The organism is Candidatus Paceibacterota bacterium, assembly GCA_041661305.1.
Lineage (GTDB): Bacteria > Patescibacteriota > Minisyncoccia > Phycocordibacterales > VMEP01 > VMEP01.
The window spans coordinates 78,017-102,936 of record JBAZUR010000002.1 but is presented as its reverse complement, the minus strand read 5'-3'; the positions used below and the strand labels follow the sequence as shown (position 1 = coordinate 102,936).

35 protein-coding genes, 1 tRNA gene and 1 other RNA gene are annotated in these 24,920 nt (G+C 41.4%); 8 read left to right on the top strand and 29 right to left on the bottom strand.

The window, feature by feature from the left end:
- Positions 1-152 precede the first annotated feature (152 nt).
- Both smpB and ssrA read left to right on the top strand, forming a co-directional pair.
- The gene (gene smpB, locus WC724_03085) at positions 153-602 is read left to right on the top strand and encodes an SsrA-binding protein SmpB (GenBank protein ID MFA6077979.1); all 450 of its coding nucleotides are present in this window, start codon (positions 153-155) and stop codon (positions 600-602) included.
- A gap of 70 nt (positions 603-672) precedes the next feature.
- Positions 673-1,072: a transfer-messenger RNA gene (gene ssrA / locus WC724_03080) on the top strand.
- A 228-nt stretch (positions 1,073-1,300) separates the two neighbouring features.
- Here the strand turns inward: ssrA and WC724_03075 are convergent.
- Together WC724_03075 and WC724_03070 are read right to left on the bottom strand one after the other, a co-directional pair.
- Positions 1,301-1,594, bottom strand: coding sequence for a hypothetical protein (locus tag WC724_03075; GenBank protein ID MFA6077978.1), 294 nt, complete (start codon positions 1,592-1,594; stop codon positions 1,301-1,303).
- A 286-nt stretch (positions 1,595-1,880) separates the two neighbouring features.
- Entirely contained in the window at positions 1,881-2,081 is a 201-nt protein-coding gene (locus WC724_03070; protein ID MFA6077977.1) for a hypothetical protein, read from the bottom strand.
- A 113-nt stretch (positions 2,082-2,194) separates the two neighbouring features.
- Here WC724_03070 and WC724_03065 point away from each other — a divergent pair, with 113 nt between their 5' ends.
- A complete protein-coding gene (locus WC724_03065) occupies positions 2,195-2,734 on the top strand; it encodes a hypothetical protein (GenBank protein MFA6077976.1) in 540 nt (179 codons plus the stop codon).
- A 105-nt stretch (positions 2,735-2,839) separates the two neighbouring features.
- On the opposite strand, the gene thrC is transcribed toward WC724_03065, so the two are convergent.
- Complete coding sequence (gene thrC / locus WC724_03060; protein MFA6077975.1) at positions 2,840-4,258, bottom strand: threonine synthase; 1,419 nt, start codon at positions 4,256-4,258, stop codon at positions 2,840-2,842.
- Positions 4,259-4,410: 152 nt separating this feature from the next.
- Here thrC and WC724_03055 point away from each other — a divergent pair, with 152 nt between their 5' ends.
- The 5 genes from WC724_03055 to rplT all read left to right on the top strand — a co-directional run bounded on the left by WC724_03055 (position 4,411) and on the right by rplT (position 6,069).
- A complete protein-coding gene (locus WC724_03055; protein MFA6077974.1) occupies positions 4,411-4,569 on the top strand; it encodes a DUF5679 domain-containing protein in 159 nt (52 codons plus the stop codon).
- 146 nt (positions 4,570-4,715) lie between these two features.
- Positions 4,716-4,791, top strand: a tRNA-Ala gene (locus WC724_03050).
- 179 nt (positions 4,792-4,970) lie between these two features.
- Positions 4,971-5,528 carry a translation initiation factor IF-3 gene (gene infC / locus WC724_03045; protein ID MFA6077973.1) on the top strand — a complete coding sequence of 186 codons (558 nt, stop codon included), beginning with the start codon at positions 4,971-4,973 and terminating at the stop codon, positions 5,526-5,528.
- Entirely contained in the window at positions 5,512-5,709 is a 198-nt protein-coding gene (locus WC724_03040; GenBank protein MFA6077972.1) for a hypothetical protein, read from the top strand. Before infC ends, WC724_03040 begins: the two co-directional genes overlap by 17 nt.
- A 9-nt stretch (positions 5,710-5,718) precedes the next feature.
- Positions 5,719-6,069 (top strand): 50S ribosomal protein L20, encoded by a 351-nt coding sequence (gene rplT, locus WC724_03035; protein ID MFA6077971.1) that lies wholly within the window; start codon positions 5,719-5,721, stop codon positions 6,067-6,069.
- A gap of 61 nt (positions 6,070-6,130) precedes the next feature.
- Here the strand turns inward: rplT and WC724_03030 are convergent, their stop codons facing one another.
- The 26 genes from WC724_03030 to rpsS form a co-directional block, all read right to left on the bottom strand.
- Positions 6,131-6,784 carry a hypothetical protein gene (locus WC724_03030; GenBank protein ID MFA6077970.1) on the bottom strand — a complete coding sequence of 218 codons (654 nt, stop codon included), beginning with the start codon at positions 6,782-6,784 and terminating at the stop codon, positions 6,131-6,133.
- 23 nt (positions 6,785-6,807) lie between these two features.
- The gene (locus WC724_03025; GenBank protein MFA6077969.1) at positions 6,808-8,178 is read right to left on the bottom strand and encodes an MBL fold metallo-hydrolase; all 1,371 of its coding nucleotides are present in this window, start codon (positions 8,176-8,178) and stop codon (positions 6,808-6,810) included.
- A gap of 362 nt (positions 8,179-8,540) precedes the next feature.
- Positions 8,541-9,017, bottom strand: a complete 477-nt coding sequence (gene ndk, locus WC724_03020; protein ID MFA6077968.1) for a nucleoside-diphosphate kinase — start codon at positions 9,015-9,017, stop codon at positions 8,541-8,543.
- 69 nt (positions 9,018-9,086) lie between these two features.
- Positions 9,087-11,834: a type IV secretory system conjugative DNA transfer family protein gene (locus WC724_03015; GenBank protein MFA6077967.1), complete on the bottom strand. Its 2,748-nt coding sequence runs from the start codon at positions 11,832-11,834 to the stop codon at positions 9,087-9,089.
- 66 nt (positions 11,835-11,900) lie between these two features.
- Positions 11,901-12,668, bottom strand: a complete 768-nt coding sequence (locus WC724_03010) for a hypothetical protein (protein ID MFA6077966.1) — start codon at positions 12,666-12,668, stop codon at positions 11,901-11,903.
- Positions 12,669-12,685: 17 nt separating this feature from the next.
- On the bottom strand, positions 12,686-13,249 hold the full coding sequence (locus WC724_03005; protein ID MFA6077965.1) for a hypothetical protein: 564 nt from the start codon (positions 13,247-13,249) through the stop codon (positions 12,686-12,688).
- A gap of 59 nt (positions 13,250-13,308) precedes the next feature.
- Positions 13,309-14,469: a PKD domain-containing protein gene (locus WC724_03000; protein MFA6077964.1), complete on the bottom strand. Its 1,161-nt coding sequence runs from the start codon at positions 14,467-14,469 to the stop codon at positions 13,309-13,311.
- Positions 14,470-14,533: 64 nt separating this feature from the next.
- Positions 14,534-15,307 (bottom strand): type I methionyl aminopeptidase, encoded by a 774-nt coding sequence (gene map, locus WC724_02995; GenBank protein MFA6077963.1) that lies wholly within the window; start codon positions 15,305-15,307, stop codon positions 14,534-14,536.
- A 99-nt stretch (positions 15,308-15,406) separates the two neighbouring features.
- Positions 15,407-16,006: a nucleoside monophosphate kinase gene (locus tag WC724_02990; GenBank protein MFA6077962.1), complete on the bottom strand. Its 600-nt coding sequence runs from the start codon at positions 16,004-16,006 to the stop codon at positions 15,407-15,409.
- Positions 16,007-16,156: 150 nt separating this feature from the next.
- The gene (gene secY, locus WC724_02985; protein ID MFA6077961.1) at positions 16,157-17,428 is read right to left on the bottom strand and encodes a preprotein translocase subunit SecY; all 1,272 of its coding nucleotides are present in this window, start codon (positions 17,426-17,428) and stop codon (positions 16,157-16,159) included.
- Positions 17,429-17,438: 10 nt separating this feature from the next.
- The gene (locus WC724_02980) at positions 17,439-17,888 is read right to left on the bottom strand and encodes an uL15 family ribosomal protein (GenBank protein ID MFA6077960.1); all 450 of its coding nucleotides are present in this window, start codon (positions 17,886-17,888) and stop codon (positions 17,439-17,441) included.
- A 5-nt stretch (positions 17,889-17,893) separates the two neighbouring features.
- Positions 17,894-18,559, bottom strand: a complete 666-nt coding sequence (locus WC724_02975; GenBank protein ID MFA6077959.1) for a 30S ribosomal protein S5 — start codon at positions 18,557-18,559, stop codon at positions 17,894-17,896.
- 11 nt (positions 18,560-18,570) lie between these two features.
- A complete protein-coding gene (rplR, locus tag WC724_02970; GenBank protein ID MFA6077958.1) occupies positions 18,571-18,921 on the bottom strand; it encodes a 50S ribosomal protein L18 in 351 nt (116 codons plus the stop codon).
- A 9-nt stretch (positions 18,922-18,930) separates the two neighbouring features.
- Positions 18,931-19,464 (bottom strand): 50S ribosomal protein L6, encoded by a 534-nt coding sequence (rplF, locus tag WC724_02965; protein MFA6077957.1) that lies wholly within the window; start codon positions 19,462-19,464, stop codon positions 18,931-18,933.
- Between the two features lie 4 nt (positions 19,465-19,468).
- On the bottom strand, positions 19,469-19,864 hold the full coding sequence (gene rpsH, locus WC724_02960; protein MFA6077956.1) for a 30S ribosomal protein S8: 396 nt from the start codon (positions 19,862-19,864) through the stop codon (positions 19,469-19,471).
- A gap of 8 nt (positions 19,865-19,872) precedes the next feature.
- Positions 19,873-20,058 (bottom strand): type Z 30S ribosomal protein S14, encoded by a 186-nt coding sequence (locus WC724_02955; GenBank protein ID MFA6077955.1) that lies wholly within the window; start codon positions 20,056-20,058, stop codon positions 19,873-19,875.
- 242 nt (positions 20,059-20,300) lie between these two features.
- The gene (locus WC724_02950) at positions 20,301-20,753 is read right to left on the bottom strand and encodes a hypothetical protein (GenBank protein MFA6077954.1); all 453 of its coding nucleotides are present in this window, start codon (positions 20,751-20,753) and stop codon (positions 20,301-20,303) included.
- Between the two features lie 150 nt (positions 20,754-20,903).
- Positions 20,904-21,452: a 50S ribosomal protein L5 gene (gene rplE, locus WC724_02945; GenBank protein ID MFA6077953.1), complete on the bottom strand. Its 549-nt coding sequence runs from the start codon at positions 21,450-21,452 to the stop codon at positions 20,904-20,906.
- A 4-nt stretch (positions 21,453-21,456) separates the two neighbouring features.
- On the bottom strand, positions 21,457-21,762 hold the full coding sequence (gene rplX / locus WC724_02940) for a 50S ribosomal protein L24 (GenBank protein ID MFA6077952.1): 306 nt from the start codon (positions 21,760-21,762) through the stop codon (positions 21,457-21,459).
- 6 nt (positions 21,763-21,768) lie between these two features.
- The gene (gene rplN / locus WC724_02935) at positions 21,769-22,137 is read right to left on the bottom strand and encodes a 50S ribosomal protein L14 (GenBank protein ID MFA6077951.1); all 369 of its coding nucleotides are present in this window, start codon (positions 22,135-22,137) and stop codon (positions 21,769-21,771) included.
- 4 nt (positions 22,138-22,141) lie between these two features.
- Positions 22,142-22,396 (bottom strand): 30S ribosomal protein S17, encoded by a 255-nt coding sequence (rpsQ, locus tag WC724_02930; GenBank protein ID MFA6077950.1) that lies wholly within the window; start codon positions 22,394-22,396, stop codon positions 22,142-22,144.
- Positions 22,397-22,404: 8 nt separating this feature from the next.
- Positions 22,405-22,605, bottom strand: a complete 201-nt coding sequence (gene rpmC, locus WC724_02925; GenBank protein MFA6077949.1) for a 50S ribosomal protein L29 — start codon at positions 22,603-22,605, stop codon at positions 22,405-22,407.
- Between the two features lie 8 nt (positions 22,606-22,613).
- Positions 22,614-23,042 carry a 50S ribosomal protein L16 gene (gene rplP / locus WC724_02920; protein MFA6077948.1) on the bottom strand — a complete coding sequence of 143 codons (429 nt, stop codon included), beginning with the start codon at positions 23,040-23,042 and terminating at the stop codon, positions 22,614-22,616.
- 12 nt (positions 23,043-23,054) lie between these two features.
- Positions 23,055-23,729 (bottom strand): 30S ribosomal protein S3, encoded by a 675-nt coding sequence (rpsC, locus tag WC724_02915; GenBank protein ID MFA6077947.1) that lies wholly within the window; start codon positions 23,727-23,729, stop codon positions 23,055-23,057.
- Positions 23,730-23,743: 14 nt separating this feature from the next.
- Positions 23,744-24,169 carry a 50S ribosomal protein L22 gene (gene rplV, locus WC724_02910; GenBank protein ID MFA6077946.1) on the bottom strand — a complete coding sequence of 142 codons (426 nt, stop codon included), beginning with the start codon at positions 24,167-24,169 and terminating at the stop codon, positions 23,744-23,746.
- A gap of 5 nt (positions 24,170-24,174) precedes the next feature.
- Positions 24,175-24,519: a 30S ribosomal protein S19 gene (gene rpsS, locus WC724_02905; GenBank protein ID MFA6077945.1), complete on the bottom strand. Its 345-nt coding sequence runs from the start codon at positions 24,517-24,519 to the stop codon at positions 24,175-24,177.
- Positions 24,520-24,920: the final 401 nt, after the last annotated feature.

Below are 24,920 nucleotides of genomic sequence, written 5' to 3'. Positions count from 1 at the left end.
TTTAGCAAGAAATTATGCGTAATGCGAGTATATGATTTAGACGAAATCATGTCGCGCGACCGTCCATTGACGCGCGACTCTTATCAACAGAATTTTATCGTGTTTTTAAAGAGGAAAAGTAAAAAACCTATAACTCATGTTAAAATTACCCGGTGACTTCCTTTATCGAAAACAAAAAAGCACGCTTTAATTACGAAATCACAGAAACCTTTGAAGCCGGTATTGAGCTTCTCGGCCCTGAGGTTAAGTCTATTAAAGGTGGTCAGGGCTCGCTTGAGGGAGCTTATGCTGTCGTCCGCGGAGGAGAAGTTTTTTTGCTTGGTTCAAATATCCCTCCATATCAAGCTCAAAATATGCCTGGGGGCTACGACCCGCTTCGCACGAGAAAACTTCTTTTGACCAAAAAAGAAATATTGGAACTCTCTCATATGGAGAAGGAGAAGAAGTTGACAATGGTGCCACTTTCGATGTATAATAAAAAAGGTAAGATTAAAGTGTCGCTCGGAATCGCTCGCGGTAAAAAGAAATTTGATAAACGCGAGACTTTAAAAAAACGAGACGACATGCGTGAAATAAGTAGAACTTTGAAAAACAGTCTTTAGTCGGTGTAGGGGAATTTTTTTCTTACCTGTACCCCCTAGCGCCTAACAAGCTAATGACTAATCTAAATACGGGGATGATTTGCTTAGACAGCTGATCTATTCTCGTGTGTGCGAGCCAAGCTGTGATGACTTGTTAAACCGTCACAAAACATAAGTGCAAACAAAAATGCACAGGGCCTAACTGTTTCTCCTTATTTTAAGGCCAACAGTTTCGCCGTCGCTTTCGCTTAACTAAACTTAAGTAGAAGGTCGTTCGTCACTTTGCAGTCTGGTAGAGGTGAACGGGCGTTATATTTCCGGACTAAGCGTATTTCAATCTTCGGGAGTACTAACTGAAAAATAGAGGATATGTGTGAAAGGATTTTGTTTGCTTTAAACCTTTCATGTTGAAAACCAAAAAACAAACTAAGCTCGTAGACTCACACCTGAAAATCATCTGCACGGGGGTTCAATTCCCCCCATCTCCACCATTAAAAACATTAGCGTCCCAATTTGGGGCGCTTTTGTTTTATGGTGGAGATGAGCGAGCAAACTGCTTTGCTCGCGCGGGGGAATTGAAAAGCGCAGCCCTATTTTGTCAGCAGACAAAATGGCGAGCTGGGGTCGAGAGATTTTTTATACGACGGTATAAAAAATACTCGTGACCGACACCCCCATCAAACTACCAAATCCAAGGGCATCCCTTGGATTTTCGCTTATTAACGATTTTCAAAAAGTACGGAGATGATTTTGAAAAGAAGTTTTCCACCGCCCCACAACATAAACACGAAAAACGCAAAGAACATAAATGGGTAAATTTGTGGTTCATAGGAAAGACATGCCTGCGGAACACCTATTAGTCCTTCCCAAAACCAACACCAAAGCCCAGGAAGCAAGAGCAGGAAAATAACTATCGTAATCAACAAAGTAAGGCCACCAACGTAAAGAACTGCTATATATAAATATTTTAAAATACCAATTTTTTTATCTTTTCTAAAATCTTTTTCTAACATACAAAATCCCCAATCCAAGGACGTCTTATTATTTTATACCTAATAAAGAATTTAACCCTTCCTTGGTAAGCGGAGTGGATGCTTCACAATTACCAGTGATACGATTACACCTCTCTATTAACTGATTACTATCTGTAATTTGGATAGATAAAAATTCGTACCTAAAGAAAAGCCAGCTATAGACAAAAAGGATGAGTGTTATTATTAAAATATATTTAAAATTAAAAATTTTCTCCATACCTCTTTGTTATCTCCACCCCAACAATCTACTAAACTAATTATCTTTTTATTTTTCTTTTTTAAAATAAAAATGCAATCCTATTACCCACCCAGACCAAACAAGAAATAGAAGACGGTATATTTTATCAAACTTGGTAATATCTACTTCCAAGGTCCATTGCAGAAACATAGCCAGAAAAGCTAACGAAGCTATCCCGTACAAGAATCCCACACCTGCAAGAAATAAAAGATATTTTAATTTCTCCATCCCTAAACTCTACCCCTCTCCCCCAAAAACACAAGCACCCCCCAATTGTAAAACTCTTCATAAGGTGTTAGAAATAATCCAGATTCGCTCACAAAATAGAAAAGGAGAATGGAATGAAACGATACGACTTGTATCTTTATCTTGCTCGACTGAGCCTGCGTCGTTACATGGCCACGATATGTGGCCATCACACAAAGCGCACGGGCAAAGTATCGGCCTTCGGACACACCATCACAACCAAAATGCCGATAAATGAAGAGGGTTCAGTGGACTACTGTCTCGACTGCATCGCCAAGATGGCAATCCGCTGTGCATGGTGTGGCAATCCGATTTTCATCGGCAAGCCGATTACCCTCTACACACCGGTCAGTGCCGACTTCAAGATTCCCGAATATGCCGTTGTCTACGAGAGAGAACCGTCGTTGCAACTTGTCGGCTGTCTCCGCTGGGATTGCGCAGAAACTGGCGCAGACCGAGCTGGGTTCTGGGTGCCAGGTGAGGACGGCAAAGGACGCGTAGAGCGAGTGCCGACTGTCTACGAAATGATTTTTGCAATGAAGGGTTCGTCAATGTTACTCGTCAACGACACGGGCGACATCGCCGAAGCGAGGAACCCGAATATCATCCCGCTCGAAAAACCGCGAGGGCGGTAGCAAGCAAAGCAGAAGATGGCACCGCAAAGTGCCATCTTTTTTATTTTATATATTCCCCAAACAAAAAAACCTGGCCCGAGGGCCAGGTTTGAAATCCTGCAAAAATTACGCGTAGGCACGGATTAGATCCTTCACCTTTTCGGGATCGGGATCCATCAGCGTGAAGAACTTTTCAGCGGACAAAAGCCCTTCCATGCCGGCCGGCGGTTTCGCTGTGAGGCCGAGCGCCTTCTTTACTGCGTCATCAAACTTGCACGGTTGCGCTGTTTCCATCACAACCATCGGCACTCCCGGATGTTTCATGCCGATTGCAGCATACATCGCGACCGCAGTGTGCGGGTCGATGATAACCCCAGTGCTATTGAAGATACGCAAGATTGCTTCGTTCGCCTGCCTCTGACGCGTGGCAAAAGAAGTGATGCCGGACTTCGCCCGAATGGCCGATATCCTGTGCGACAAATCAAACTGCCCCGACTTGTCGAGCGCTTTCCACAACTTCGAAACCTTGTCCGCATCGCCACCAAAGACATCGTAGATGAATCGTTCGAAATTCGATGCCTTGGTGATGTCCATCGAAGGACTCGACGTCACGAGTGTCTTCTCTCGGGGCTTGTAAATGCCCGTCGTGAAAAACTCGTGAAGCACGTCATTTTCGTTGGTCGCGAGAATCAGCCGACGAATCGGCACCCCCATCATTTTCGCTACCCACGCCGCGTAAATATTGCCGTAGTTCCCTGTCGGGACAGCAACGTCGATTACTCCACCATCACCACCACGAACCCGGGAGTAAACCCAGAAGTAGTAAGGGACTTGAGCTGCAATACGCGCCCAGTTGATTGAGTTCACGGCACCGATGCTGTACATCTCTTTGAAACCGGCATCGGCATTGACCGCCTTGACCACATCTTGGCAATCGTCGAACGACCCGCGAATCGAAATGTTGTGAACTGCCGGATCGTTGACGCTCAAAATCTGAGCAGCCTGAAACTGGCTCATCTTGCCATGCGGAGAGAGCATAAAGACACGGATGCCTTTTCTCCCAAGCATTGCGTGAATAGCCGCCGAGCCGGTGTCCCCCGAGGTCGCGCCGAGAAGGTTGAGCTTCTTGTTGCGCCCGAGAACAACTTCGAAAAGATGCCCGAGCAACTGCAGAGGCAAATCCTTGAACGCCAAAGTCGGCCCATTGCTCAGCCTGGCAAGATACATCTCTCGCCCAAGGTCGCGCACCGGAACAATATCACTTGCCACTTCGAAACCTGGACCAGCGACGTTCTTGAAGACCTCCGGGGTATAAGCTTTCGCTATTGCCCCCCAAAGTTTGCTCCTATTGATGTCGGGAGCAAATTGCTCCATCACGAAACGAGCGACATCCTGATACGAACCGCTGGCGTGTAGCCGGAAATCTCCCTCATTGGCCCGGAAAAACTTCTCCGGAACATATAGCCCTCCGTCTGGCGCCAATCCTGCAAGCACTGTGTCTGCGAAATTGACTGCCGGTGCCTTACCGCGAGTTGAAAGGTACATTTTGTTTTCCTCTTTTTATCAAACCTGGTTGAAAAATTTGAAACAACTGCACATAGTACTACATCATAATTAAACAAAGGTCAAACTGAGAAATCCCCTCTATTTATACCCAACTAGTGCATTTCTCTCAAAATACGCTAGACTATATAACTATGGATGAAAAAATAATTGGGTATTGTGTGAAGTGTAAGGAAAAGCGTGAAATGAAGGATGTTCAAGAGGTTGAAATCAAACCTGGCCGTCCTGCCGCAAAAGGTACGTGTACAGTGTGTGGAACTGGAATGTACAAAATCCTTCCTTCAAAGAAATAGTCTTAAAAGTAACAAACAAAAACAACCTCTTCGAAAGTCGAGGTTGTTTTTGTTTGTATTGAGAGGTGTCGGTTTGATATAGTGTTCGAATATTTTTAGGGCTAAAACAATTTCGTTTGAATTTGTTCGCTCGAACAAATGTTTTAGGGCCATTAGCTCATTTGGTAGAGCGCGTCCATGGCATGGACGAGGCGACCGGTTCGAATCCGGTATGGTCCACCAAATCTTGTTTTAGGCATTTTATTATCCGCTTATACCCATAAAATATCTTGCACAGGCCGACGGGCCGAGCAGAGCAAAAATTCAGCAGAATTTTATGCGTGTATTTTATGAGTATAAGCTCAACGGTATATTGATTATTCCCCCCTTTCAAGCTACAATTCAGCAATCAAATTAAACACGTGTCCGTTAAACTCCGTATAAACAACCAAATAAGAGCCCAGGAGCTACGCGTTATTGATGCCGAGGACGGCAATCTAGGCGTTATGTCGTTCGTTGACGCCTTGGCACGAGCAAAGGAGAAGGGGTTGGATTTGATTGAAATATCGCCTGACATAGTCCCACCGGTTGCAAAAATAATGGATTATGGTAAATTTCAGTACGAGCAGAGCAAGAAAAACAAGAAGATTAAGGCCCACGCTCATGTGACCGAGACCAAGACCGTTCAGGTCAAAATCGGCACATCTGAGCACGATTTAGGCATTAAGGCTAAGAAAGTGTCTGAATGGCTTAAAGACGGGCACCGCGTCAGGGCGGACCTCTATCTCGCAGGAAGGGCAAAATACATGGATGAAAAGTTCCTAAAAAGCCGTCTTGAACGCATTCTTGTTCTAATTAGCGAAAACTATAAAGTTGCAGATCCTTTCAAAAAAGCGCAGAAGGGGTATAGCATTGTTCTAGAAAGAGAGGGTAAAAACGCAGGAGCAACAGAAAAACTAGAAAATGACAAAAACAAATAAATCAATAACAAAAAGACTTCGCGTAACGAAGAACGGTAAAATCATAGGGCGCAAGCCAGGGTTTAACCATTTTAATGCTAAGCAGAGCCGTTCAAAACAACTCGCTGGAAAACGCGGTGTGGAATTTTCTATGACCAATAAAGAAAAAAGTCGCTTCTTGCCTGGATTAAAACAAAAATAATTAAATAATATGACAAGAGTAAAAAGAGGAGTCACAGCCAATAAAACAAGACGTAATGTCCTTCAAAAGGTAAAGGGTTTTCGTTTCGGCCGTTCAACCAAAGAAGCAATGGCACACGAGGCTTTGGTTCACGCAGGAAAGTATTCTTTTGCTCATCGTAAGGATAAGAAAAATGACTATCGCCGTCTTTGGACAGTACGTATCAATGCTGCAATTCGTCCTTACGGTCTTTCTTACAGTAAATTCATTAATATACTTAAAACAAAGAATATTGAAATTGACCGAAAAGTTATGTCAGACATTGCTGACACAAAGCCAGAGAGTTTCAAGCGCCTCGTAGAATTCGCAACATCAAAGTAATTCCGTTTTAAAAAATAAAAAAATCCGCTTCACGCGGATTTTTTTATTTTTCTTTTAACCATTACTGCTTTAGTCTTTCTTGTTGTTGAGCTTTTAGTAACTCCTCGTCGCTTAATACTTCCGGTAGTCTAGTTGTCTCCCCTCGTGCTGACCTGTCTTTTTTAACTTGCTCTATAACTTTTTGAACAAGGATTTTTGGATCGGATTCAAAAATAATCTTATTATTTACACGATTACTTTTATCCATAATGTTTTTTATAACTTCATCCATATCCCAATCGCCTTGTAAGATGCCTATTGGCTTATCGTCTTCATAAGCAATAGTAAATTCATGGACAGTGCCAATACGCCCACAACCAATGATAATTGCTTCAGCTGAGCGGGTTAAAAGAAGATCGCGACCAGAATAGCCAAACCCTGTATAGACAATTATGTCATGGTAATCAACCGGCAATCTGTAGACTTCACGATGCTCTTTTTCGTTTGCTGCGGGAGAAAACCCAACAACGATACCACTTACTTCTTTGGAACCCATCGCTGCCCACAAAGGAAACCCTGTCGTTGCTCCGTTTTCTAAAATAGCTCCTTGTAGTGCAATTTCTTTACCAAGTGCTTTCGCTTTTTCCAATGCTCCAATACCACAGTGCGCTGTCTCGGCGGCCCCAGAAACACATAATCTTATTCTGTTGTGAAAATGCTTATCGTTTTCTTCCATATATTTTTATTTTTTTAATTATATCAGAAATCAAGTTCTACGGACTCACCCGCTTGTGGAGCATAAGCATTAAGACCCAAATAATCACGCAACCGCTGAACAAAAAACATAGTTGTCTTTGGTTCACCGTGAACCACAAAAATTGTTTTTAGAGTATCCGCAGTCGCTTTTACAAATTTGAATAAATGATCACCGTCTTTATGAGCAGAGTACCCAGAAATGTTCACGATGCGTGCTCGAACATCGATATCTTCACCATTTATCCTTATTTTTTTTGCTCCCTCTTGGAGCATTCTCCCTGGTGTACCAGCGGCTTGATAACCAATTAACAAAAGGGTGTTCTTTGGATCACCTAAGTAATGTTGTTCGTGGTGAACAATTCTACCTCCGTTTGACATACCGGAACCCGCAATAATTATCTTTGGGTTTGGGTAATCAATAATTCCTTTAGACTCTTCTGTGGTGGGTGTTAGTTTTAATCCTGGGAAATTAAAAATGTCATCACCCCCATGAATAATACCTAGTGCTTCTTTGTTGAAAAAATCCTGACTCTCTCGGTAAACTTTTGTCACCTTTATTGCAAGCGGTGAATCTAGAAAAATAGATATTGGCGGAATTCTTTTGTTCTCAACAAGATTATTTATTTCAAGCAAAAGATCTTGGGTTCTTTCTATTGAGAACGCTGGAATCATAAGCACCCCCCCAGAACTTATCGTTTCTTCGATAACCTGCTCTGTTCTCTTTTTTCTTTCATCTACGCTTTCGTGATTTCTATCGCCGTAAACGCTTTCAATGACCATGTAGTCTGCGTCTGTTACTGCTTCGGTATCACGAAGCAATGGTGCGGGAGAATTACCAAGATCTCCAGTAAAAAGAATTTTCTTACCATTGTATGTAATCTCTACCATTGCTGAGCCTAAAATATGTCCGGCATCTCGGAAAACAACAGAAAAATCACCAATTACTATTGGTTCATGGTATTTAACCGTCTTCCATTGCTTCATCGCACGGGTAACATCTTCCTCGTGGTAAATAACAGGGTGATTGTCGCGTTTCGCTTCTTTCCCCAAAACACCGAGACTATCTACTAAAGAAAGGTCACTAATTCCTTTTGTTGGCGCCGTTGAGTAAATATCACCACGAAAGCCGTCCTTAACGAGCTTTGGAATACGGCCAATGTGGTCAATATGAGCGTGGGTAACAAAAAGAGCGTCTACTTCAGCGGCATTATATAAAAGCGGGTTAAGATTTCTAGCGTCACCAATTTTACTTCCTTGATATAGACCGCAATCAACTAATATTTTTTTACCACCAGCCTCAACAAGAAAATTGGAACCAGTTACTTCACCAGTTCCACCATAGAATGAGAGTTTTAATTTTTTGGTCGTGGTCATTCGTACAAATACAGATATTCAAAATTCTTTCCGTCAGTCTATTCTATCATTCAAAGTAGAAAAGAAAAAATCCTGCCCTGCAGGAATCTTTCTTAGGGTTACTTAGTGAAGTTAGCCACTAGCGTAGTAATACGTGGGTGCCCGCTACACTGCACCAAGGTGTAATGTAAGCCAAAGCTCCCGGAACTAATGACTTGATCTAGATAACCTCCCAAATAACCCTGCTTAAAGCGTATCACCAGAAAATATGTTTGCAATATTGACCCCATTAAAAAATTATTTTCGAATATCGTCATTCGCAAAATAGATTGATTTTATGTGGCTAATTGGCTTTTTTATTTTTGTTTTAAAAAACAAAAACACTAGAAAGCTTCGTCTGCGTAGATAAAAGGGAAATTTGGACGTTCGTAATCAAACAATTCTCCTTCTTTGAAAAATCTTTTTAGCTCTGCTTCTGCTGATTCTTTAGAATCTGACGCATGAACAATATTAGACTGACCACTCATTGAAAAATCTCCACGAATAGTTCCAGCTGGAGCTTCGTGTCCTTTTGTCGGTCCGACAACAGTACGAATAGCTGTAATCGCGTTAATTCCTGTTATTGCCAAAACAACAACTGGAGTTGCCTTCATGTATTTTTTTATTCCACCAAAAAATGGTTTTTCTTTTATATGTGAGTAGTGCTCTTCAAGAATCGCATCTTCTAGTTGAATCATCTTAAGACCAACAATCTTCAACCCCTTTCTTTCAAAGCGGTGAATCATTTCACCAAGAAGTCCACGCTGAAGAGTGTCTGGTTTAAAAATAATAAGTGATGTTTCTTTTTTCTCGTGCGCCATAAATTGTGGGTTAAATTAAGCGTTTAATGGCTTATCCTAACAAAAAACAACCACATCCCGCAACTCCAGCTAGATTCCCGTTTGACGATACTTTTGAACAATATGATCCTCTACTTCTGCACGAGGAGCGCCAAATTTTTGATACGAGGCTTCTTTGATTCTCGCCGCAGCAAATGAGTCCCCCGCTCTTGGCGCAATTGTTTCAATATTAAAGGCTCTTGCCGGTTGCCCCTTCATCAACATCTTCATATATGCGTTGTAATTGTCTAGGTTCATTAGATCTCGCGCGGAAAAAATTGGTGAAAGTTGTTTCTCTAAAAATTCTGCATCTTCACTACCGACACGGAACAGTGCCATTGAACCAACGTTTCCAAAAACAGCGTTTTTTGTTTTTTCATCAAGCTGTCCAATGAACTGGTGGGCAAGATTAAGAGATAGTCTATATTTTCTCGCCTCAGAAAGAATTGTGGAAATAGAATCAGTAGTAATATTCTGGAACTCGTCCACATATAGATAAAAATCGGCTAATTTTTCTCCGAGAGCATCCACACGAGAAAGAGCTGCGATAAGGATTTTCCCGACTAAAATAAGGCCAATCAGGTGCGCATTCAAATCCCCTAGTCTTCCTTTTGACAGGTTAACTAAAAGGATTTTTCGCTCATCCATTATCTGTCTGAAATTAAAAGATGATTTTTCTTGAGCGATAACCGGACGCATAATATCGTTCGATAAAAATGGGTCAAACTTACTTGAAATATACGGAACAAAGTTTGCAAGCGATTGTTCCCCACTAGTCTTAATTGCATTGGCCCAAAACTGCGTGACTACTGGATTGTTACAGTACGACAATTTCATATCTCTAAAAGATTTATCAGCTAGAACACGCACGATATCAAGAAGTGTATTACCAGATTCTGGGTGCTCCATCACCAAAAGAGCTGAGTTTCTAAAATATTGTTCAAAGGCGGGTCCACCAGCCACCTTCATATCAAACAATTTGTTAAAAATAGAAATAAGCTCGTTAACTACAAAGGTCTTCTGTTCCGGTCTCTCAAGGTCATATTCAAGCATATTAAGCCCCATCACTCGCTCGGTGTGTGCTGGATCAAAATAAATAACGTCTTTTTCTCTCTCTCTAGGAATACTTCCTAAAATATCTTCGATATCTGTCCCGTGCGGATCAATCATACATACACCGTGTCCAGCCTTGATATCTTGAATAATCATATTCTTCAAGATTACTGTCTTACCCGTACCAGTTTGACCAATAACATAGAAGTGGCGCATCCTATCTTCACTAGTAACAAAAATTTTCCTCTCCTCTCCGCGGTGTTTGTTTATACCAAGAAGTGTTCCTTCGGTTGGAGCATCAAGCGGAGCTGGCGCTGTCGCCGAACGGGCTTGTTTCAACTGTGGAGCCGAAGAAACTTCCTCGGGGAAATGAAACATAGTCGTAAGCTCTTTTAAATTTAGTGGCAATGGATAGTCTTGGGAAAAAAGCCTATAAGAAAATTCTTGAAAAAGTTTTAATAAATCATGACGCTTTAATTGCTTAAACTCTATTCCGTTACCACGTGTATCTGTGAACTGATTGAAGGCGGACTGTAGACCACCCAAAATTTCTTCGGCTCGTGCGGTAGTTTCAGCTGAGGCAATTACTCTAATGTTTGTGTTAACAATCGTACTACTTATTTTTTCTGTAACATGTTTTATTGCTTCATCGTCAATAACGTCTTTACCGTCAATTTTTTTAGGAGACGGAACTCCCATAAAAAGCTCTTTTGCAAACTTGCCGACTTCTTGTCCGACCGTATACGGAACATCTGTCGCGTCTTTTGCCGACATTCCCCGCTTTAATTGATCAAGCACTCCGCCATATTTTTTTAGAAAGTAGTCGCCAACAGGGGAGATAGAAAACTGAATCGCTGCACCTTCCCCCTCCTTTTTAAGTTTTGAAAAAACATTAAGGATAACTGGTAGTGGGTCGTGATCAAATTCTGCATATGTTTTTATTGGGAAGACCTGACTTTTTGTAAATGCACCATACGCCCCAACAGAAGCGCCATTTTCATTAAAAATATTGTAATCGTCCTTTACCTCTCTAATACGAGCCTCTGGGTATAGTCCAAGTAACTGTTTTTCTAAAAGTTCGCTCTTGTCTTCTGAAACCGAAGCATAAAAAACTATCTCGCTACTCCAATTTGATAAAGCAATCTCAAGTGTAAAATAATTTCTACCAGGAAAATTGTCACGGCCGTCTGAAACAGAGAGCATTCCAGCGTAAAACTGTTCCATTGTCGTCACGAGCTCCTTAAATCCTCTTGTTTGGTTCTCGCCGGTTGCTTCTGGAAGGATAATTTCATAAAGACGCATATGAATAGCCTTCCAGACTTGTTTATCTTTTTCTAAATCTGAAATTTTTCCAGCACTTTTAACATACTGAACGAGTATTCTGTGAAAATCATCCGTGAGGTGAGGGTTGTCCATCTTCTCCACGACAGAAATAGCATTTCTGGCTCCTTTATCGATAAGGATACCGAGAAGCTCCTCCATTTGTTTATCGTGTTGTTCTGGCTTTAGCTCTAGAACAATGCGATCAACTTCTTGTTCTGGCATAACTTTCTCTGGATGCAGAACTTCGGCGACCGGTTTTTCGGAATATTCTTTAATTATTTCTTTTGGGATGTCTCTTGTTGGTGCCTCTTTCTCTCTTGATGCAGTTTGCTCTCGGTGTGCTAAACGCTCACGCAAAAAATCAATTTCCTCTTGAGGAGTCGTGAATTTTTCATGCCCTTCAGCTTTAAAGTTTAAAACCATTACGGTTTATGATACCGCGTATAAAGAAAAGTTGAAAGATATTAGAGTAAAAAATAATTTTTTACTCTAATCTTTTGTACAGTAATAGTTCCACCAACTGTGAGTTAAAGCAGATTGTCTCGTGTACCCAGGAGGACAACCGCTGACCGGGGAATAACCTTTACATGTTGAATTCGGATATCCATACGCAGCACTTGCATCGCTATACCAACCACATAAAGTTCCTGAATCTGGACCAGTATCGCTAACTATATTGCTCATCCACCTCCCACCAGCATATACATCGCTAGCATACACATAACCAGCCTGCACATAATTACTAGCAAACATACGGCCAGCATATACATCACTAGCCTGCACATATCCTGGTTGATAGGTGTTACCACCTTCGGTCGCATACCACCTCCAATTATTTTGAGAAGCATTATAGAATCCAGAATAACTAGAATGCATCATTAATGTGCCCAAATTATTATTCGACGAATCCCTAAAATTAGCTCCGCCCCAACCATTTTTTGTCCCCCTAATCGTAGCTGCTCCATAATCTCCAGTGGAACCACCTGAATCAATAATTCCTCCGGCTGGTAATGTGAGCCCTCCAACACTTAATACTCCAGATTTTGATTGGGCTGTGGAGCTAATATCGATGAGATTTGGTGCAGTGAAATTACCTGCTTTGTTTTGAGTTGTTGCGCTGGTGTTGATAGGCGGTGGTGTATTTCCGTTTGGTGGAGATTGCGTTGGCGCTGTCCACGCAGAGACGTAAGAAACTCCGAAAGATAGAGCAAGAGCTAAAAAAGAAAACATGAGGGCGTTTAGTAATTTTTTATACATGTTATTACACTTCTTGATTACTGAGTAATTGGTTTTACTTCGATTTGAATCTCGCTTGCCGTGAACTCCGCCAGTGTCTTAACGTTATTTGTCGCCGTAACATTAATAATGTCACCAATTTTTATTTCTTCTATACTTGCTTTACTACTTGCGTACGGCTGAGGAGGTGGCGAATTCTTCCCTTCTCGTACCGCTTTCATGAATTCATCCATCTCAGATTGCATGACCTTAGGGTCTTTTTGGGAAAGACTGTATATTCTAGTGTCGTTATCTATAAAAACAGTTCGTTTAGAAACAACATCAAAAGGGTTATTCGATTGAGTCTCAATTGTAATGCGATTCTCGCTAATTTCTAAAACTTTTCCCGAAATGGTCTTAATTTCGTCTGGAACAACAAAGGCCCCGCCAAACCTACTTTCAAGTACAACCTTTTTTGCTGCATCAAAACCCTCTTGATAAGACTTGTTGCCTGCTTGGTTGAAATAAGTAAACGAGAATCCTCCCCCAAGAAGAAAACCTAAAACCAATACTCCTAAATACTGTTCTGCGTGACGAAGATTTGTATTTTTTTGCTGATCCATATTTATGTTTTTTACTATTAAAATTAAAAATTACTTTTTTCTGTATTATATAACACTATTTAAAACTCAATAAACTTGACTCTGCAATCAGCACGACAAGTTGCTGGGCTTTCTCCTTTAGATGGCTGACATTTTCCATCACCACAAGAAGTTCCCGTTGAACCATTTACTGAACTACAGGAGGCGTTCGCACCGTTATATTCACCAGCACAAGTCCATGTCCATGAAGATGGTGTACCGCCTTCTGGCAAAATATTAATATTTGTTGGTAGCACTGTGGGTCCTGGCAACCCGACCGTATTACAAAGATTAGATGTTGGTTTTTTTTGGGTTGGCACTCCATTTGCCGAACCACAAACTCCGTTTATTGGTTCACGTACAGTAACGGTTATTATTCTTGAAGGACAATCAGTTGACCACGCCCCTTTATTATCTTGTGCCCTAAAATAAACAGTGTATACACCGTCATCAGCAAAAGCATAATCAAAATTAATAGCATTACCGATAACCGGGGCTCCAGTACTACAATTACCAATTCTCCATTCGTACGCCAAAATAGTATCCCCGTCATTAGGATCAGTGGCTGTGCCAATAAATTGCTGTGATTGATTTTCGGGTATTGTAATCGAAATCGCTGGACTTGTGATTGTCGTAGTTGGCGCTTCGTTTAATGGATCAACTAAACTAGTTACGCCGTAACCACTACCACTCCATGAAATCCAGCCAATAACATCAGACCCCCACGAATAACCAGACGCTGAGGTACCGGAAAAAGATACCCCATAAGGACTACCGTTTGTAGCTGTTCCAGATAATTTTATCCAGCCGTCCCAACCACCACTCGCCGAGAGAGCCTTCGCCCATCCTGAAACCAAACCAGTGGAAAGATTAATTACTGGGGAACATGGAGAGGAAGGACACCCTGAAACATCAGCACTATTAAAAGAAATCCAGCCGATGTTTTCGCTCCATGCGTACCCCGAAAAATTACCATCTAAAACATTAACTCCATAATTAGACGTTGCACACGTATTTTCGTTGGTACAATTAAAAGAAATCCAGCCGATGTTTTCGCTCCATGCGTACCCCGAAAGCGCGTCTCCAACACCTGCTCTCGCCACATTTGCGGTTTGTGCTGGAAACAAAAACTGCATAATAAAAAGAGTCCCTAAAAACAAGGCAACGCTTATTATTTTATTTTTATAAACAACAGTTTCCATAAACACAATAATCTAAAAAGTAATACTTCTTTTAGATTATTGTAGCTCTAAAAATAGGTTAATGCTAATCCACAAGAGTCACAATTTCTACGCCGTCTTTTGTTATAAGCAAAGTGTGTTCAAAATGTGCCGACCGCTTACCGTCTTCGGTATGAAAAGTGTATCCGTCTTTTTCGTCTAAAGTTACCTTTGGTGAGCCCTCATTTACAATCGGCTCAAGCGCAATAAGCATTCCCTCTTTAAGCAGTGGCCCAGTCCCACGTTTGCCATAGTTTGGAATGTAAGGTTCTTCATGTGGATGCACACCAAGCGCGTGTCCACCCAAAATTTTAACAATGGCGAAACCTTCAGTTTTTACGTATCTTTCGATAACTTCACCAATATCGCCAATTCTTGCTCCCGCCTTCACAACATTCATCCCTCGTACGAGGGCTTCTCTTGTCGTCTCAATAAGTCTTTTTGACACATCATCAATCTCCCCAACAGCGACAGTTACCGCACTATCGACATAAAGTCCTTTGTGAGAGAGACCTAAATCAAGCCCAACGATATCTCCATCTCTTAAAACACGGCTTCCAGGAATCCCGTGAACAACCTCACTATTAACCGAGATGCATAGTGTTGCGGGATATGGTCTATCAGAACCATCTGGTGTGTAGTTCAAAAAAGCTGGCTTATCCCCTTCTTTTGTAATTAGTTTGTAAGCAATTTGATCCAGTTCTTTTGTCGTAACTCCGGCTTTTGCAGAAGAAGCCAATACCTGAAGAATTAGCCCGAGGCGTTTCCCTCCTTCGCGAACAATGTCTTTCTCTTCTTCGGTTGTTATTATCGTTGCCATGAAAAGTAATTTACAGTTTTTAATTTCAAATTTTAAAATAATGTATCAATGAGTCAATTTTTAAATTAAAACATTAGGAAATTATTTAAAAATTAAAAATTAGACATTAAAAATTTTTGCAATAATCTCCTTGTAAACATCTTCCACTGACTGTTCAGCATCTATGTCAAAAAAATCATGATTTTTGCTCTGACTCAAATACATAACAGCAGGAACAACATCGCTATCAAACCAATTAAGTCTTTTCTCGATGTCACCAATTTTTTTATCATCATTTCTTCCTCGAAGAGCAAGTCTTTTTTCTGATTCCTCACGAGAAACATTAAGGTAGATTACCTTGGCCCTCCCACGATTGTAGAAATTTAACGCCGTCTCCAAGATATATGTCTCAGGTAACGTTCTTGGTGTGCCATCAATAAAAATATGTTCGCCTCCTTTTATATTCTCCAAAAAATTATTTGCCCACATCCAAACAGCCAAAAAAGATGGTTGTAATTCAGCTTTCTCGGCAATTTCCCTAGCCAAAACATTTGAGTATCCATCCTTGGAAAGAAAGTCTCTAAAGCGCGCGCCTGTTTCAAGATAATAACTCGGTCTCTTTTCAGAATCATGTTCCTCCACATATTTTTTCAACAACTCAACTTGGGTTCCTTTGCCACATCCAGAGCGGCCGATAAATATAAAAGTTTGTAAATCCATTTTAGTTAGCGTATTAGTTATTAGCTTTGTAAATCCTATCAAAATATTAAGTAGCAAGATAGCTGGATTAGATTAATCAGCAAATAGTCTTAATTTCTCTTATCTTCTTATCTAATGAAGCTAGTCGCCTAAAAGCTACTTGCTACCTTCTTAGTACTCTCTCATTGAAACCTGAGCGTCGATTTTTTTAACCAAATCAAGAACAACAGAAACAACAATAAGGAGTGCAGTACCACCGATTGCGAGTGTCGTGATACCAGTAAGACCTTGCATTATAAGTGGCAAAACAGCGATAGCGCCAAGGAAAAGTGCACCAAAAAGGGTGATTCGATTTAGAATCTTTGCAATATACTCAGACGTTGATTGACCAGGGCGAACACCAGGAATAAATGCTCCGTTCTTTTGCAAATTGGTTGCAATTGAATCTGGGTCGAAAGTAACCGCTGTATAAAAGTAAGTGAAAAGAAAAACAAAAACGAAGTAGAAGATTCCGTAAAGCCAGCTGTTCTGAGAAAACGAAAGTAAAATTGAAGAAATTTTCTGAACTATCCCGTTACTGAATGTTGCCAAAAACGCACCAATCATCTGAGGGAAAAGAAGAATTGATAGGGCGAAAATTATTGGAATAACACCAGCTTGGTTTATTCGCAAAGGCAAATATGTTGAAACTCCACCAAACATTTTTGCTCCACGAACACGCTTTGCGTACGTTACTGGAAGTGGGCGCTCTGCTTCTGTCACAAAGACAACACCAGCAACTATCAAAAGTCCTGCGAACAAAAAGGCTAGATATAGAGGAATCTGAGAAACATCAAAGGTGAATAATATTTGGCTAATACTTGAAGGTATACTAGAAACAATACCGGCAAAAATAATCAATGAAACTCCGTTACCAATACCGTACTGAGAAATAAGTTCACCGAGCCACATCAATAAGACTGTACCGGCGGTGATAACAATGAGATTAGTCATCTGACTAAAGATTGTAAGATGTTCAACTATTCCCTGTCTTTCAAGCAAAACGAGCAAGCTAAAACCTTGGATAAGTGCGAGAGGGAGAGTTATGAGTCGTGAGTATTGTGTAAACTTACGGCGCCCCAAATCACCTTCTTCGTGGTACATCTGCTTTAAACTTGGCACCATTATTGTCAAAAGCTGCATGATGATTGACGCTGTGATGTACGGTCCAACACCAAGCATAACAATCGATAAAGTAGCTAAACCACCTCCAGAAAAAATATTAAGCAATCCTAGAAACTGACTCTGATCAAAAAACTGAGCAAGACGAAGTGGGTCAACACCAGGAATTGGAATAGCTGCCAAGACACGGAAAACAAACAACATAAAAACAACAAAAAGGATGCGCTTTAAAAGAGCCCTGTCGCCGATTATGATTTTGAGCTTGTTTATGAATGCGTCCATGAAATTTTTATTAGGCTACTGTTCCCCCGACTGTTTCGATTATTTCTTTGGCTTTTGCTGAAACTAAACAACCCTTGAAAGAAAAATTCTTTGTGAGTGTTCCTCTAGCTAAAATCTTAACTGGAGGGAATTTTCCTGAAACTCGTCTGATAAGCTTATTTTCTACAAGAACTTCTGGAGTTATTACTGAACCAGCCTGGAATCTCTTTTCAAGAAGATCAATATTCACAACAGCTGCTGGAACAACCGAGGAGTTAACTGTGCGAGCACGGTTCATACCATATCCACGACGCTTTGGAATTTTCTTAATTGTATCTCTCATCTGTGGGCGTCTCTTGTTTCCTGCACGCGCCTTCTGACCCTTAGTACCACGACCAGAAGTCTTTCCACGCTTTCCACCACGCCCAACAGCTGGGTTCTTTCTATTCTTGGTATTTCTTTTTACGTTATGAGTTTGCATGATGTTTATTTATTCGTCTTATCCTCTAGAACAACTGCGTGTGTTCTTGTTGTTTTCAACATTTTCAACGCTTTAACTGTTGCCATGGCAATATTCAATGAGTTCTTACTTCCGGAAAAAACTTTTCCAGTAATATCCTTAACTCCTCCCAAATCGGCGACAATACGTACAGCCGAACCAGCAATAAGTCCACGAGATTTGTTTGGCATAAGCATAACCGTACCACTTGAATATTTTGCTTCAACATCATGAGGAATAGACATTTTCTTGTTTAAGGCAATCTTGAACATATTCTTCTTAGCGGAGCGCATTGCCTTTTCGATTGCGAGTGCTGTATCTCCGGCCTTACCCATACCAACACCAACTGTTCCCTTTCGATCTCCAGCAACAAGAACAACGCTAAAACTAAAGCGGCGACCTCCTGCCACAACACGAGCAACACGACGAATATTTATTATTTTGTGATCAAACTCTGGCTTAACTCTTTCAAAGCCTTTTCTAAATGGACGTGAGCCACCTTTCTTTTTTCCGGCATCTCGACGCCCAGAGAAATCGTTTCTTGTCTTAGGACGCTCCTCTGTCGTTGCTGTAACTGGTGCTACTGCATCAGGAATAACAGCCGCTACGTCAGCGTTTACAATTTCTTCTTTAGTTGTTTCTTCGTTCGTCATATATTTGAAAATTAAAATTGAAGACCACCTTCGCGAGCCGCTTCGGCAAGCATCTTAATACGTCCAGTGTAACTAAATCCGCCCCTATCGAAAACGACCTTGCTAACCTTTTTAGCGAGAGCATTTTTTGCTATTTCAACACCAACCTGCTTTGCTCTTTCGGTTTTTGTCTTTCCCTTCATTGTAATATCTGAGGCTTGGGCAATTGTCTTACCAGAAACATCGTCAATAACCTGAGCATAAAGATACTGGTTTGATTTATATACAGCGAGACGTGGGCGCTCGATTGTGCCAGAAACTTGAGAACGAATTTTTTTGTGTCGTCTCGCTCGAAGTTCAGTTTTTGAATTTCCTTTTTTCATATAATTATATTATGCCGATTTTTTGCCCTGCTTTCGGCGAATAACTTCACCCTCATAACGGAAACCTTTTCCTTTATAAGGTTCTGGCTTCTTCATTCCACGAATCTGTGAGGCAAATTGGCCAACCTTTTCTTTATCAATACCAGAAACCGTAATAACATTTTTCTCGGCTTTTACAGCAAGACCTTCTGGGATTGGCATTTTAACTCCATGAGAAAAACCGAGGGCAAGATTAAGAGATGTTCCTGCAACCTCTGACTTAAAACCAACTCCTTCAAGAATAAGTTTCTTTTCGTAAGGCTTGTTAACACCCTCGAGCATGTTTTTTATGTGTGAGGCATAGGTTCCCCAAAGAGCACGTGTGAAAACGTCATTTCTTTTTGGAACCAAGGTAACGGTATCGGCAATGTTTATTGTTATTTCACTATCACGAAAAACACGGGAGAGTTCTCCCAAAGGACCCTTAACCGTAACCTTATTACCATCCATTGTGATAGTGGTTTTCTCAGGGATTGCGATAATTTGTTTTCCTAATCTACTCATATAATTACCAGATTTTAAACATTACTTCTCCCCCAACGTGCTCCTTACGCGCTTCGTCTCCTGTCAAAAGGCCCTTGGGGGTTGAAAGAACCATAACACCGTGACCGTATTTAACTCTACGCACCTCACGCACTCCGATATATACACGCTTTGAAGATTTCGATACGCGCTCCACGTCTGTTACGCGAGGTGCACCATTTCCTTCGTACATCAAACCAACTTCTAATAAGCGAGATGTTTTACGTAAACGCTTTGTAACGGAAGAAAGGTAACCCTCGCGAAGAAGAATCTCTGCAATGGAGAATCGCAATTGTGAATAAGGAATAAGAACCGTTTCCTTTTTGGCTCGGCTACCATTCTTTATGCGAATTAACATGTCTGCAATAGGGTCAGTGGTCATAATATTTTTTACCAGGATGATTTCTTAATACCAGGCAATTTTCCATCGTTGGCTAATTCACGGAAACAAATACGGCAAAGACCAAAATCGCGCATAAAAGCACGCTTTCGACCACAACGAAAACAACGATTTACTTTTCGTGTGCTGAATTTTGGCGTCTTTAACGCCCTAACACGTGTTGATGTTTTTGCCATAGGTAAATGATTTAAATTCAGGGCCTCTCCCTTCGATATCTCACTTTTATTCTTTAAAGCTTACGCACTAAAGGAGAAAAGCGGATCAAAACGGAGTGTTTCCTAAAAAACAGGCTCAAATGAGCTCCCGCATATACTATCAGAACGTCCCTTAATGTCAAACGTCTGTAAATTAGTAATGAAAAACGCCCCCGAATACACAAAGTATAGAGGGGCGCAAAAGATTCTGCTTGGCGAAAGGACTAGTGAATGCTGTCCATTTCACTGGCGAGACGGTTCATTTCGATTTCCATCTCGACCTCCTTGCGTATGGCCTCGTCATAGCTGAGGCCAGCTTTCATTGCGGCCACAACAAAGGGGCTTGCTTCTGCCTCGCCGGAGGCAAGGTCCAACTGATCCTGAAGTTCGCCGAGATCCATCTCGAGAAGACAGCCCTCGAGCGAACCTGGGCACTCGCACTTCGGACACTGTCCGCACGGCGCCGGAGCAAGGTTCTGTTCAAGACGCCCAGCGAGAGCTTCGAACGAACCGGAGCCTTCCACGTCGTGAAGATGAAATCCGTCCGGATGGTCATCTTCAAGCGATTCCATGGAGACCGGCTTGGCACTCCAAGCAACCAGGCTCTTTACGCATTTCCTTCTTGCCGCGGCTTCAGATTTTGCTACCAGTACCGCTTCCGACATCTTCTTCGTCATGGCGAATCTCCTTTTTATATACAACGATTTTTAAAAAATTAAAAACGAGTGTATTACGCTTCCGTCTTAAAGGTTACTCCTTAAGTAACATATGTCAACAAAAAACCCTCTCTGCAAATAGAGAGGGTTTTTTGTTGAGTGTAAAATGTTCTATTTTCTCTTGAATGGGACGCCTAGAACTTCGTAAAAAGCCATTCCTTCTTTTTTGCTTTTTGCGGTACTAACCAAAGTAATAGCCATTCCAAAAACGTCTTTGAGTTCTTCGTCCGCTGTTTCTGGGAAAATTGTGTGCTCTTTTATGCCGATTGTAAGATTTCCCATTTCATCAACCGCAGTGCGATTAATACCACGGAAGTCCTTAGTGCGAGGAAGGGCAACGTTAAGAAGTTTCTCCAAGAAAGAAAACATTCTCTTTCCACGAAGAGTAACCATGTAGCCGATAATATCCCCTTGTCGAGATTTGAAGGTGGCAATAGCTTTCTTGGCCCCACGTGCAACAGACTTTTGACCTGTAATCTTTCCGAGTCTACCGTTTACGAAATCACCCTTGGTTCTATCTTTTTTCAAAAGATTACCTACACCAACAGAAATAACAACCTTCGTAAGTTTTGGCGAAGCCATTTTGTTTTTATAACCAAACTCTCCTTTTAGCTTGGTGTAAACTTCTCCTTCTTTTTCTTTGGTTGTTTGTGTTTTCATGATTTTATATTTCGCTTCCGCTTTTCTTGGTCACACGGACAAATCTTCCACCGGAAAGTTTCTTGCCAACGCGTGTTTGGGTGCCGTCTTTTGGATCAACAACCATAACATTTGATACGTTGATTGGCATAGCTACAGAAACTGTCTGCCCTTTTGTTCCGGCCTTGCGAGCTTTCTTGTGTCGTTTAACCATATTCAAACCCTCGACAACAACTTTGCTGTCCTTAGGCATAGATTTAACAACCTTTCCTTTTTTACCGCGGTCTTTGCCGGCAATGATTATTATATTGTCTCCTTTTTTGATTTTCATATTTTTCTATATAACCTCAGGCGCCAAAGAAACTATTTTCTGGTAACCACGTTCGCCAATCTCGCGTGGAATAGGTCCGAAAACACGTCCTGCCTTTGGTTCACCCTTATCGTCGACTAAAACCACAGCTGTATCGTCAAAAGAGATGTACGAACCGTCTTTACGCTTAAATGGCTTTCTCTGGCGAACAACAACACCCTTAACCACATCTTTCTTTTTTGTTGTCTTACGTGGTTCCGCGATTTTTATAGAAAGCACAACAAGGTCACCGATTTGTGCATATCGTCTTTTTGATCCACCCAAAACCTTAAACACCTTTCCGATTTTGGCGCCGGAGTTATCTGTCACTTTTACAACTGTTCCATCTTGTATCATAAAATTATTTTGTGGTGCGCACCTTAAAAGTCTTATCTTTTGATATTGGGCGGGTCTCCTCTATTTCAACCACATCTCCAACCTTAAAAGCATTCTCCTCATCGTGAGCTTTGTAGTGCTTGGTTATATTCATGAACTTACCATACTTAGCATGCTTCACGTATCGCTCAACAAGAACAACCACGGTTTTATCCATCTTGTCGGAAATAACCTTTCCTTTAAAAACCTTTGTCTTCTTTTGTTCAGTAGCTTTTTTCATATAAATATTTATTTGGCGATGGTCGAAATTCGGCGACTTGAAACTTCAGTCATAATGCGAGCAATGTCTTTCTTTATCTCGGCACCCTCTTTAACATTCTTAACCTTACCACCAGAAAGACCAAGACGAAAAGCGCGCAAAGCATCCTGCTTTTCAACAAGAAGTTTCTGTAAATCTTTTGCGTCTTTTGTTTTTATATCTTTCTTCATAAATTTAATTAAACCATCCCTGCGCGACTCATGAACTTGGTCTTAAGAGGAAGTTTTGTACCTCCTTTACGCAAAGCCTCTCGAGCGACTGACTCTACCACACCATCAACTTCAAACAAAATCCTTCCTGGTTTTACCTGGAAGCAGTATCCCTTTGGATCTCCTTTTCCTTTACCCATAGGAACTTCAGCTGCTTTCGCTGTTATTGGTCGGTCAGGGAAAATACGAATCCAAATACGACCAGTTTTACCAAGAGCACGTGACATTGCACGACGAGCAGCTTCAATCTGCTTGCTTTCAACACGAGCTTCAGTCTGAGCTTTCAAACCAAAGGCGCCATAAGAAAGAGAAAGACCACGTGTCTCCACTTTTAACTTAGCAGGATTCTTTCTTGTCGTCTGCCACTTACGGTATTTAACTTTTTTAGGGAATAACATGATTTTGTAAGATTATTTTTTCTCTTGGTCTTTTGCAAAAACCTCTCCCTTGTAAATCCAAACCTTGATACCAATATCGCCGTATGGGAGGTGTGCTTTTTCACGATAAAAATCAATATCAGCACGCATTGTCTGAAGAGGAATTCCTCCACGCTTTAAGTGTTCACGTCTTGCCATATCAGCACCACCCAAACGACCAGATAGAGCAACCTTAACACCTTTGACGTCTCGGTTGGCCATAACTTTTTCAACTGTCTGTTTTAGAACACGACGGAATGGCAAACGCTTCTCTAGGGCCTCAGCAACCATATATGAAACGATTGCGGCGCTTGATTCAGGAGATGAAACTTCTTCGATATCAATCTTCAACTCACCTGGTGTTTCAAGTTTGTTCTTTCTCATGAAAGCAACAATGTCGTTACGTAAACGAGTCGAACCTTCACCACTTCTACCAATGACCATACCCGGTCTTGAAGTCCTGATATTTAAACGTAAGGTTTTTGGACTTCTTTCAATATCGATAGAGTCAATATAAAAACCTCGAAGTTTCTTTTCTAGGTATTCACGGATTAAAACATCACCACGCAATAGTTTGCTGTATTTTCCACCAAGCGTTGCGAACCAGCGAGACTTCCAGTCTCTTAAAATTCCTATTCTATGTGCGTATGGATGGACTACGTGGGTCATGATAATGATAGCTCTTAGCTTTTAGCTTTTAGCTTTTTAGTAGTACTTTTTTCGGCCTTTGTTACTTTTTTGGTACCAGAAACAGCTTTCTTTTCCTCTGTCTTTAATGCTCCGGCACCACGCTCTTCAAGAACCAACAAAATATGGCTCTGACGCTTCTTGATTGGAAAAGCTGAACCACGAGCGCGAGGCATTGATCGTTTTAGTGTAACGCCACCATCAACACGGAATTCTTTTATGAAAAGTTCGCCCTCCATTTTGTGGTTTGCTTTTGCATTTGCAGCAGCAGAGCGAATAAGTTTTTGAATTGGGTCTCCCGCACGCTTGCCAGAAAAAGTAAGCAAGGCAATTGCTTGCTCAACACTTTTACCTTTGACCAAGTCAGTAACAAGTCTAACTTTTCTTGGTGATTGGCGATAATTTGTTAGTGCAGCTTTCATATTTTTTATTTCTTCTTGGTGTCAGCAGAGGCTTTAGCTGACTGAGCAGCAGAAATTTCTGCCTGTTTCTTCTTTTGTTCAAGCTCTTTCTGCATCTTACCTCCGTGTCTCAAGAATTTCTTTGTAGGAGAAAATTCACCCAAGCGATGACCTACCATATCTTCGGTAACTAAAACTTCAATATGAGCTCTTCCGTTGTGTACACCAAAAGTAAAACCAACCATCTCTGGGGAAATCTGACATGGTCGTGACCACGTCTTAATAACCCCCGCTTCAAGCGGCTTTTTACCTTCTATTTTTTTTAGAAGGCGAGGGTCAACGTATGGTCCTTTTTTTAGTGACCTGGTCATGTGTAATTAGTATAATTTTAGATAACAAACAAAAACAGCCCAAGTGAGCTTGTCGTGCATATTATCAGAAGAAAAACCGTTGTCAAACCAAACTAAATCCTATAATATCAAAAATGGATTTGGTGACTAATCTTGGGGTCGTCGGCCGTCCTGGCCACATATTCCCCTTGGTGTATGCCGCTCCCCAATCGGACTTGGGATATGAGTAAAGGAGGCAAGTCGTTGTAATCAATTCCCTCACCCTGGAACACTGCCCCCGGAGGCGGATGTCCGCTTTGTCGAACTGACACAAACGTACTCGATTTTTGAGGAGCGGAGTCGTTCGACTAGATACCAGGAGGTCTGCCCCTACCCAATCGGGGCCACCTATAAAACAAAGGCCTGCGCATGCGCAGGCCTTT

Bases quoted from the DNA above. Each gene is read 5' to 3' on its own strand.
- WC724_03005 (MFA6077965.1), bottom strand. From the start codon at position 13,249: ATGGATCAGCAAAAAAATACAAATCTTCGTCACGCAGAACAGTATTTA.
- rplR (MFA6077958.1), bottom strand. From the start codon at position 18,921: ATGAAAAAAGGAAATTCAAAAACTGAACTTCGAGCGAGACGACACAAA.
- WC724_02955 (MFA6077955.1), bottom strand. From the start codon at position 20,058: ATGGCAAAAACATCAACACGTGTTAGGGCGTTAAAGACGCCAAAATTC.
- thrC (MFA6077975.1), bottom strand. From the start codon at position 4,258: ATGTACCTTTCAACTCGCGGTAAGGCACCGGCAGTCAATTTCGCAGAC.
- rpsC (MFA6077947.1), bottom strand. From the start codon at position 23,729: ATGACCCACGTAGTCCATCCATACGCACATAGAATAGGAATTTTAAGA.
- WC724_03055 (MFA6077974.1), top strand. From the start codon at position 4,411: ATGGATGAAAAAATAATTGGGTATTGTGTGAAGTGTAAGGAAAAGCGT.
- WC724_03075 (MFA6077978.1), bottom strand. From the start codon at position 1,594: ATGTTAGAAAAAGATTTTAGAAAAGATAAAAAAATTGGTATTTTAAAA.
- rplP (MFA6077948.1), bottom strand. From the start codon at position 23,042: ATGTTATTCCCTAAAAAAGTTAAATACCGTAAGTGGCAGACGACAAGA.
- ndk (MFA6077968.1), bottom strand. From the start codon at position 9,017: ATGGCGCACGAGAAAAAAGAAACATCACTTATTATTTTTAAACCAGAC.
- WC724_03070 (MFA6077977.1), bottom strand. From the start codon at position 2,081: ATGGAGAAATTAAAATATCTTTTATTTCTTGCAGGTGTGGGATTCTTG.
- WC724_03000 (MFA6077964.1), bottom strand. From the start codon at position 14,469: ATGGAAACTGTTGTTTATAAAAATAAAATAATAAGCGTTGCCTTGTTT.
- WC724_02975 (MFA6077959.1), bottom strand. From the start codon at position 18,559: ATGACGAACGAAGAAACAACTAAAGAAGAAATTGTAAACGCTGACGTA.
- rplX (MFA6077952.1), bottom strand. From the start codon at position 21,762: ATGAAAATCAAAAAAGGAGACAATATAATAATCATTGCCGGCAAAGAC.
- rpsS (MFA6077945.1), bottom strand. From the start codon at position 24,519: ATGACCAGGTCACTAAAAAAAGGACCATACGTTGACCCTCGCCTTCTA.
- WC724_03015 (MFA6077967.1), bottom strand. From the start codon at position 11,834: ATGGTTTTAAACTTTAAAGCTGAAGGGCATGAAAAATTCACGACTCCT.
- rpmC (MFA6077949.1), bottom strand. From the start codon at position 22,605: ATGAAGAAAGATATAAAAACAAAAGACGCAAAAGATTTACAGAAACTT.
- WC724_03030 (MFA6077970.1), bottom strand. From the start codon at position 6,784: ATGGAAGAAAACGATAAGCATTTTCACAACAGAATAAGATTATGTGTT.
- WC724_03025 (MFA6077969.1), bottom strand. From the start codon at position 8,178: ATGACCACGACCAAAAAATTAAAACTCTCATTCTATGGTGGAACTGGT.
- rplT (MFA6077971.1), top strand. From the start codon at position 5,719: ATGACAAGAGTAAAAAGAGGAGTCACAGCCAATAAAACAAGACGTAAT.
- rplF (MFA6077957.1), bottom strand. From the start codon at position 19,464: ATGAGTAGATTAGGAAAACAAATTATCGCAATCCCTGAGAAAACCACT.
- WC724_03040 (MFA6077972.1), top strand. From the start codon at position 5,512: ATGACAAAAACAAATAAATCAATAACAAAAAGACTTCGCGTAACGAAG.
- WC724_02980 (MFA6077960.1), bottom strand. From the start codon at position 17,888: ATGCAAACTCATAACGTAAAAAGAAATACCAAGAATAGAAAGAACCCA.
- rpsQ (MFA6077950.1), bottom strand. From the start codon at position 22,396: ATGAAAAAAGCTACTGAACAAAAGAAGACAAAGGTTTTTAAAGGAAAG.
- rplN (MFA6077951.1), bottom strand. From the start codon at position 22,137: ATGATACAAGATGGAACAGTTGTAAAAGTGACAGATAACTCCGGCGCC.
- WC724_03065 (MFA6077976.1), top strand. From the start codon at position 2,195: ATGAAACGATACGACTTGTATCTTTATCTTGCTCGACTGAGCCTGCGT.
- rplV (MFA6077946.1), bottom strand. From the start codon at position 24,169: ATGAAAGCTGCACTAACAAATTATCGCCAATCACCAAGAAAAGTTAGA.
- map (MFA6077963.1), bottom strand. From the start codon at position 15,307: ATGGCAACGATAATAACAACCGAAGAAGAGAAAGACATTGTTCGCGAA.
- secY (MFA6077961.1), bottom strand. From the start codon at position 17,428: ATGGACGCATTCATAAACAAGCTCAAAATCATAATCGGCGACAGGGCT.
- rplE (MFA6077953.1), bottom strand. From the start codon at position 21,452: ATGAAAACACAAACAACCAAAGAAAAAGAAGGAGAAGTTTACACCAAG.
- WC724_02990 (MFA6077962.1), bottom strand. From the start codon at position 16,006: ATGGATTTACAAACTTTTATATTTATCGGCCGCTCTGGATGTGGCAAA.
- WC724_03010 (MFA6077966.1), bottom strand. From the start codon at position 12,668: ATGTATAAAAAATTACTAAACGCCCTCATGTTTTCTTTTTTAGCTCTT.
- rpsH (MFA6077956.1), bottom strand. From the start codon at position 19,864: ATGACCACTGACCCTATTGCAGACATGTTAATTCGCATAAAGAATGGT.
- WC724_02950 (MFA6077954.1), bottom strand. From the start codon at position 20,753: ATGACGAAGAAGATGTCGGAAGCGGTACTGGTAGCAAAATCTGAAGCC.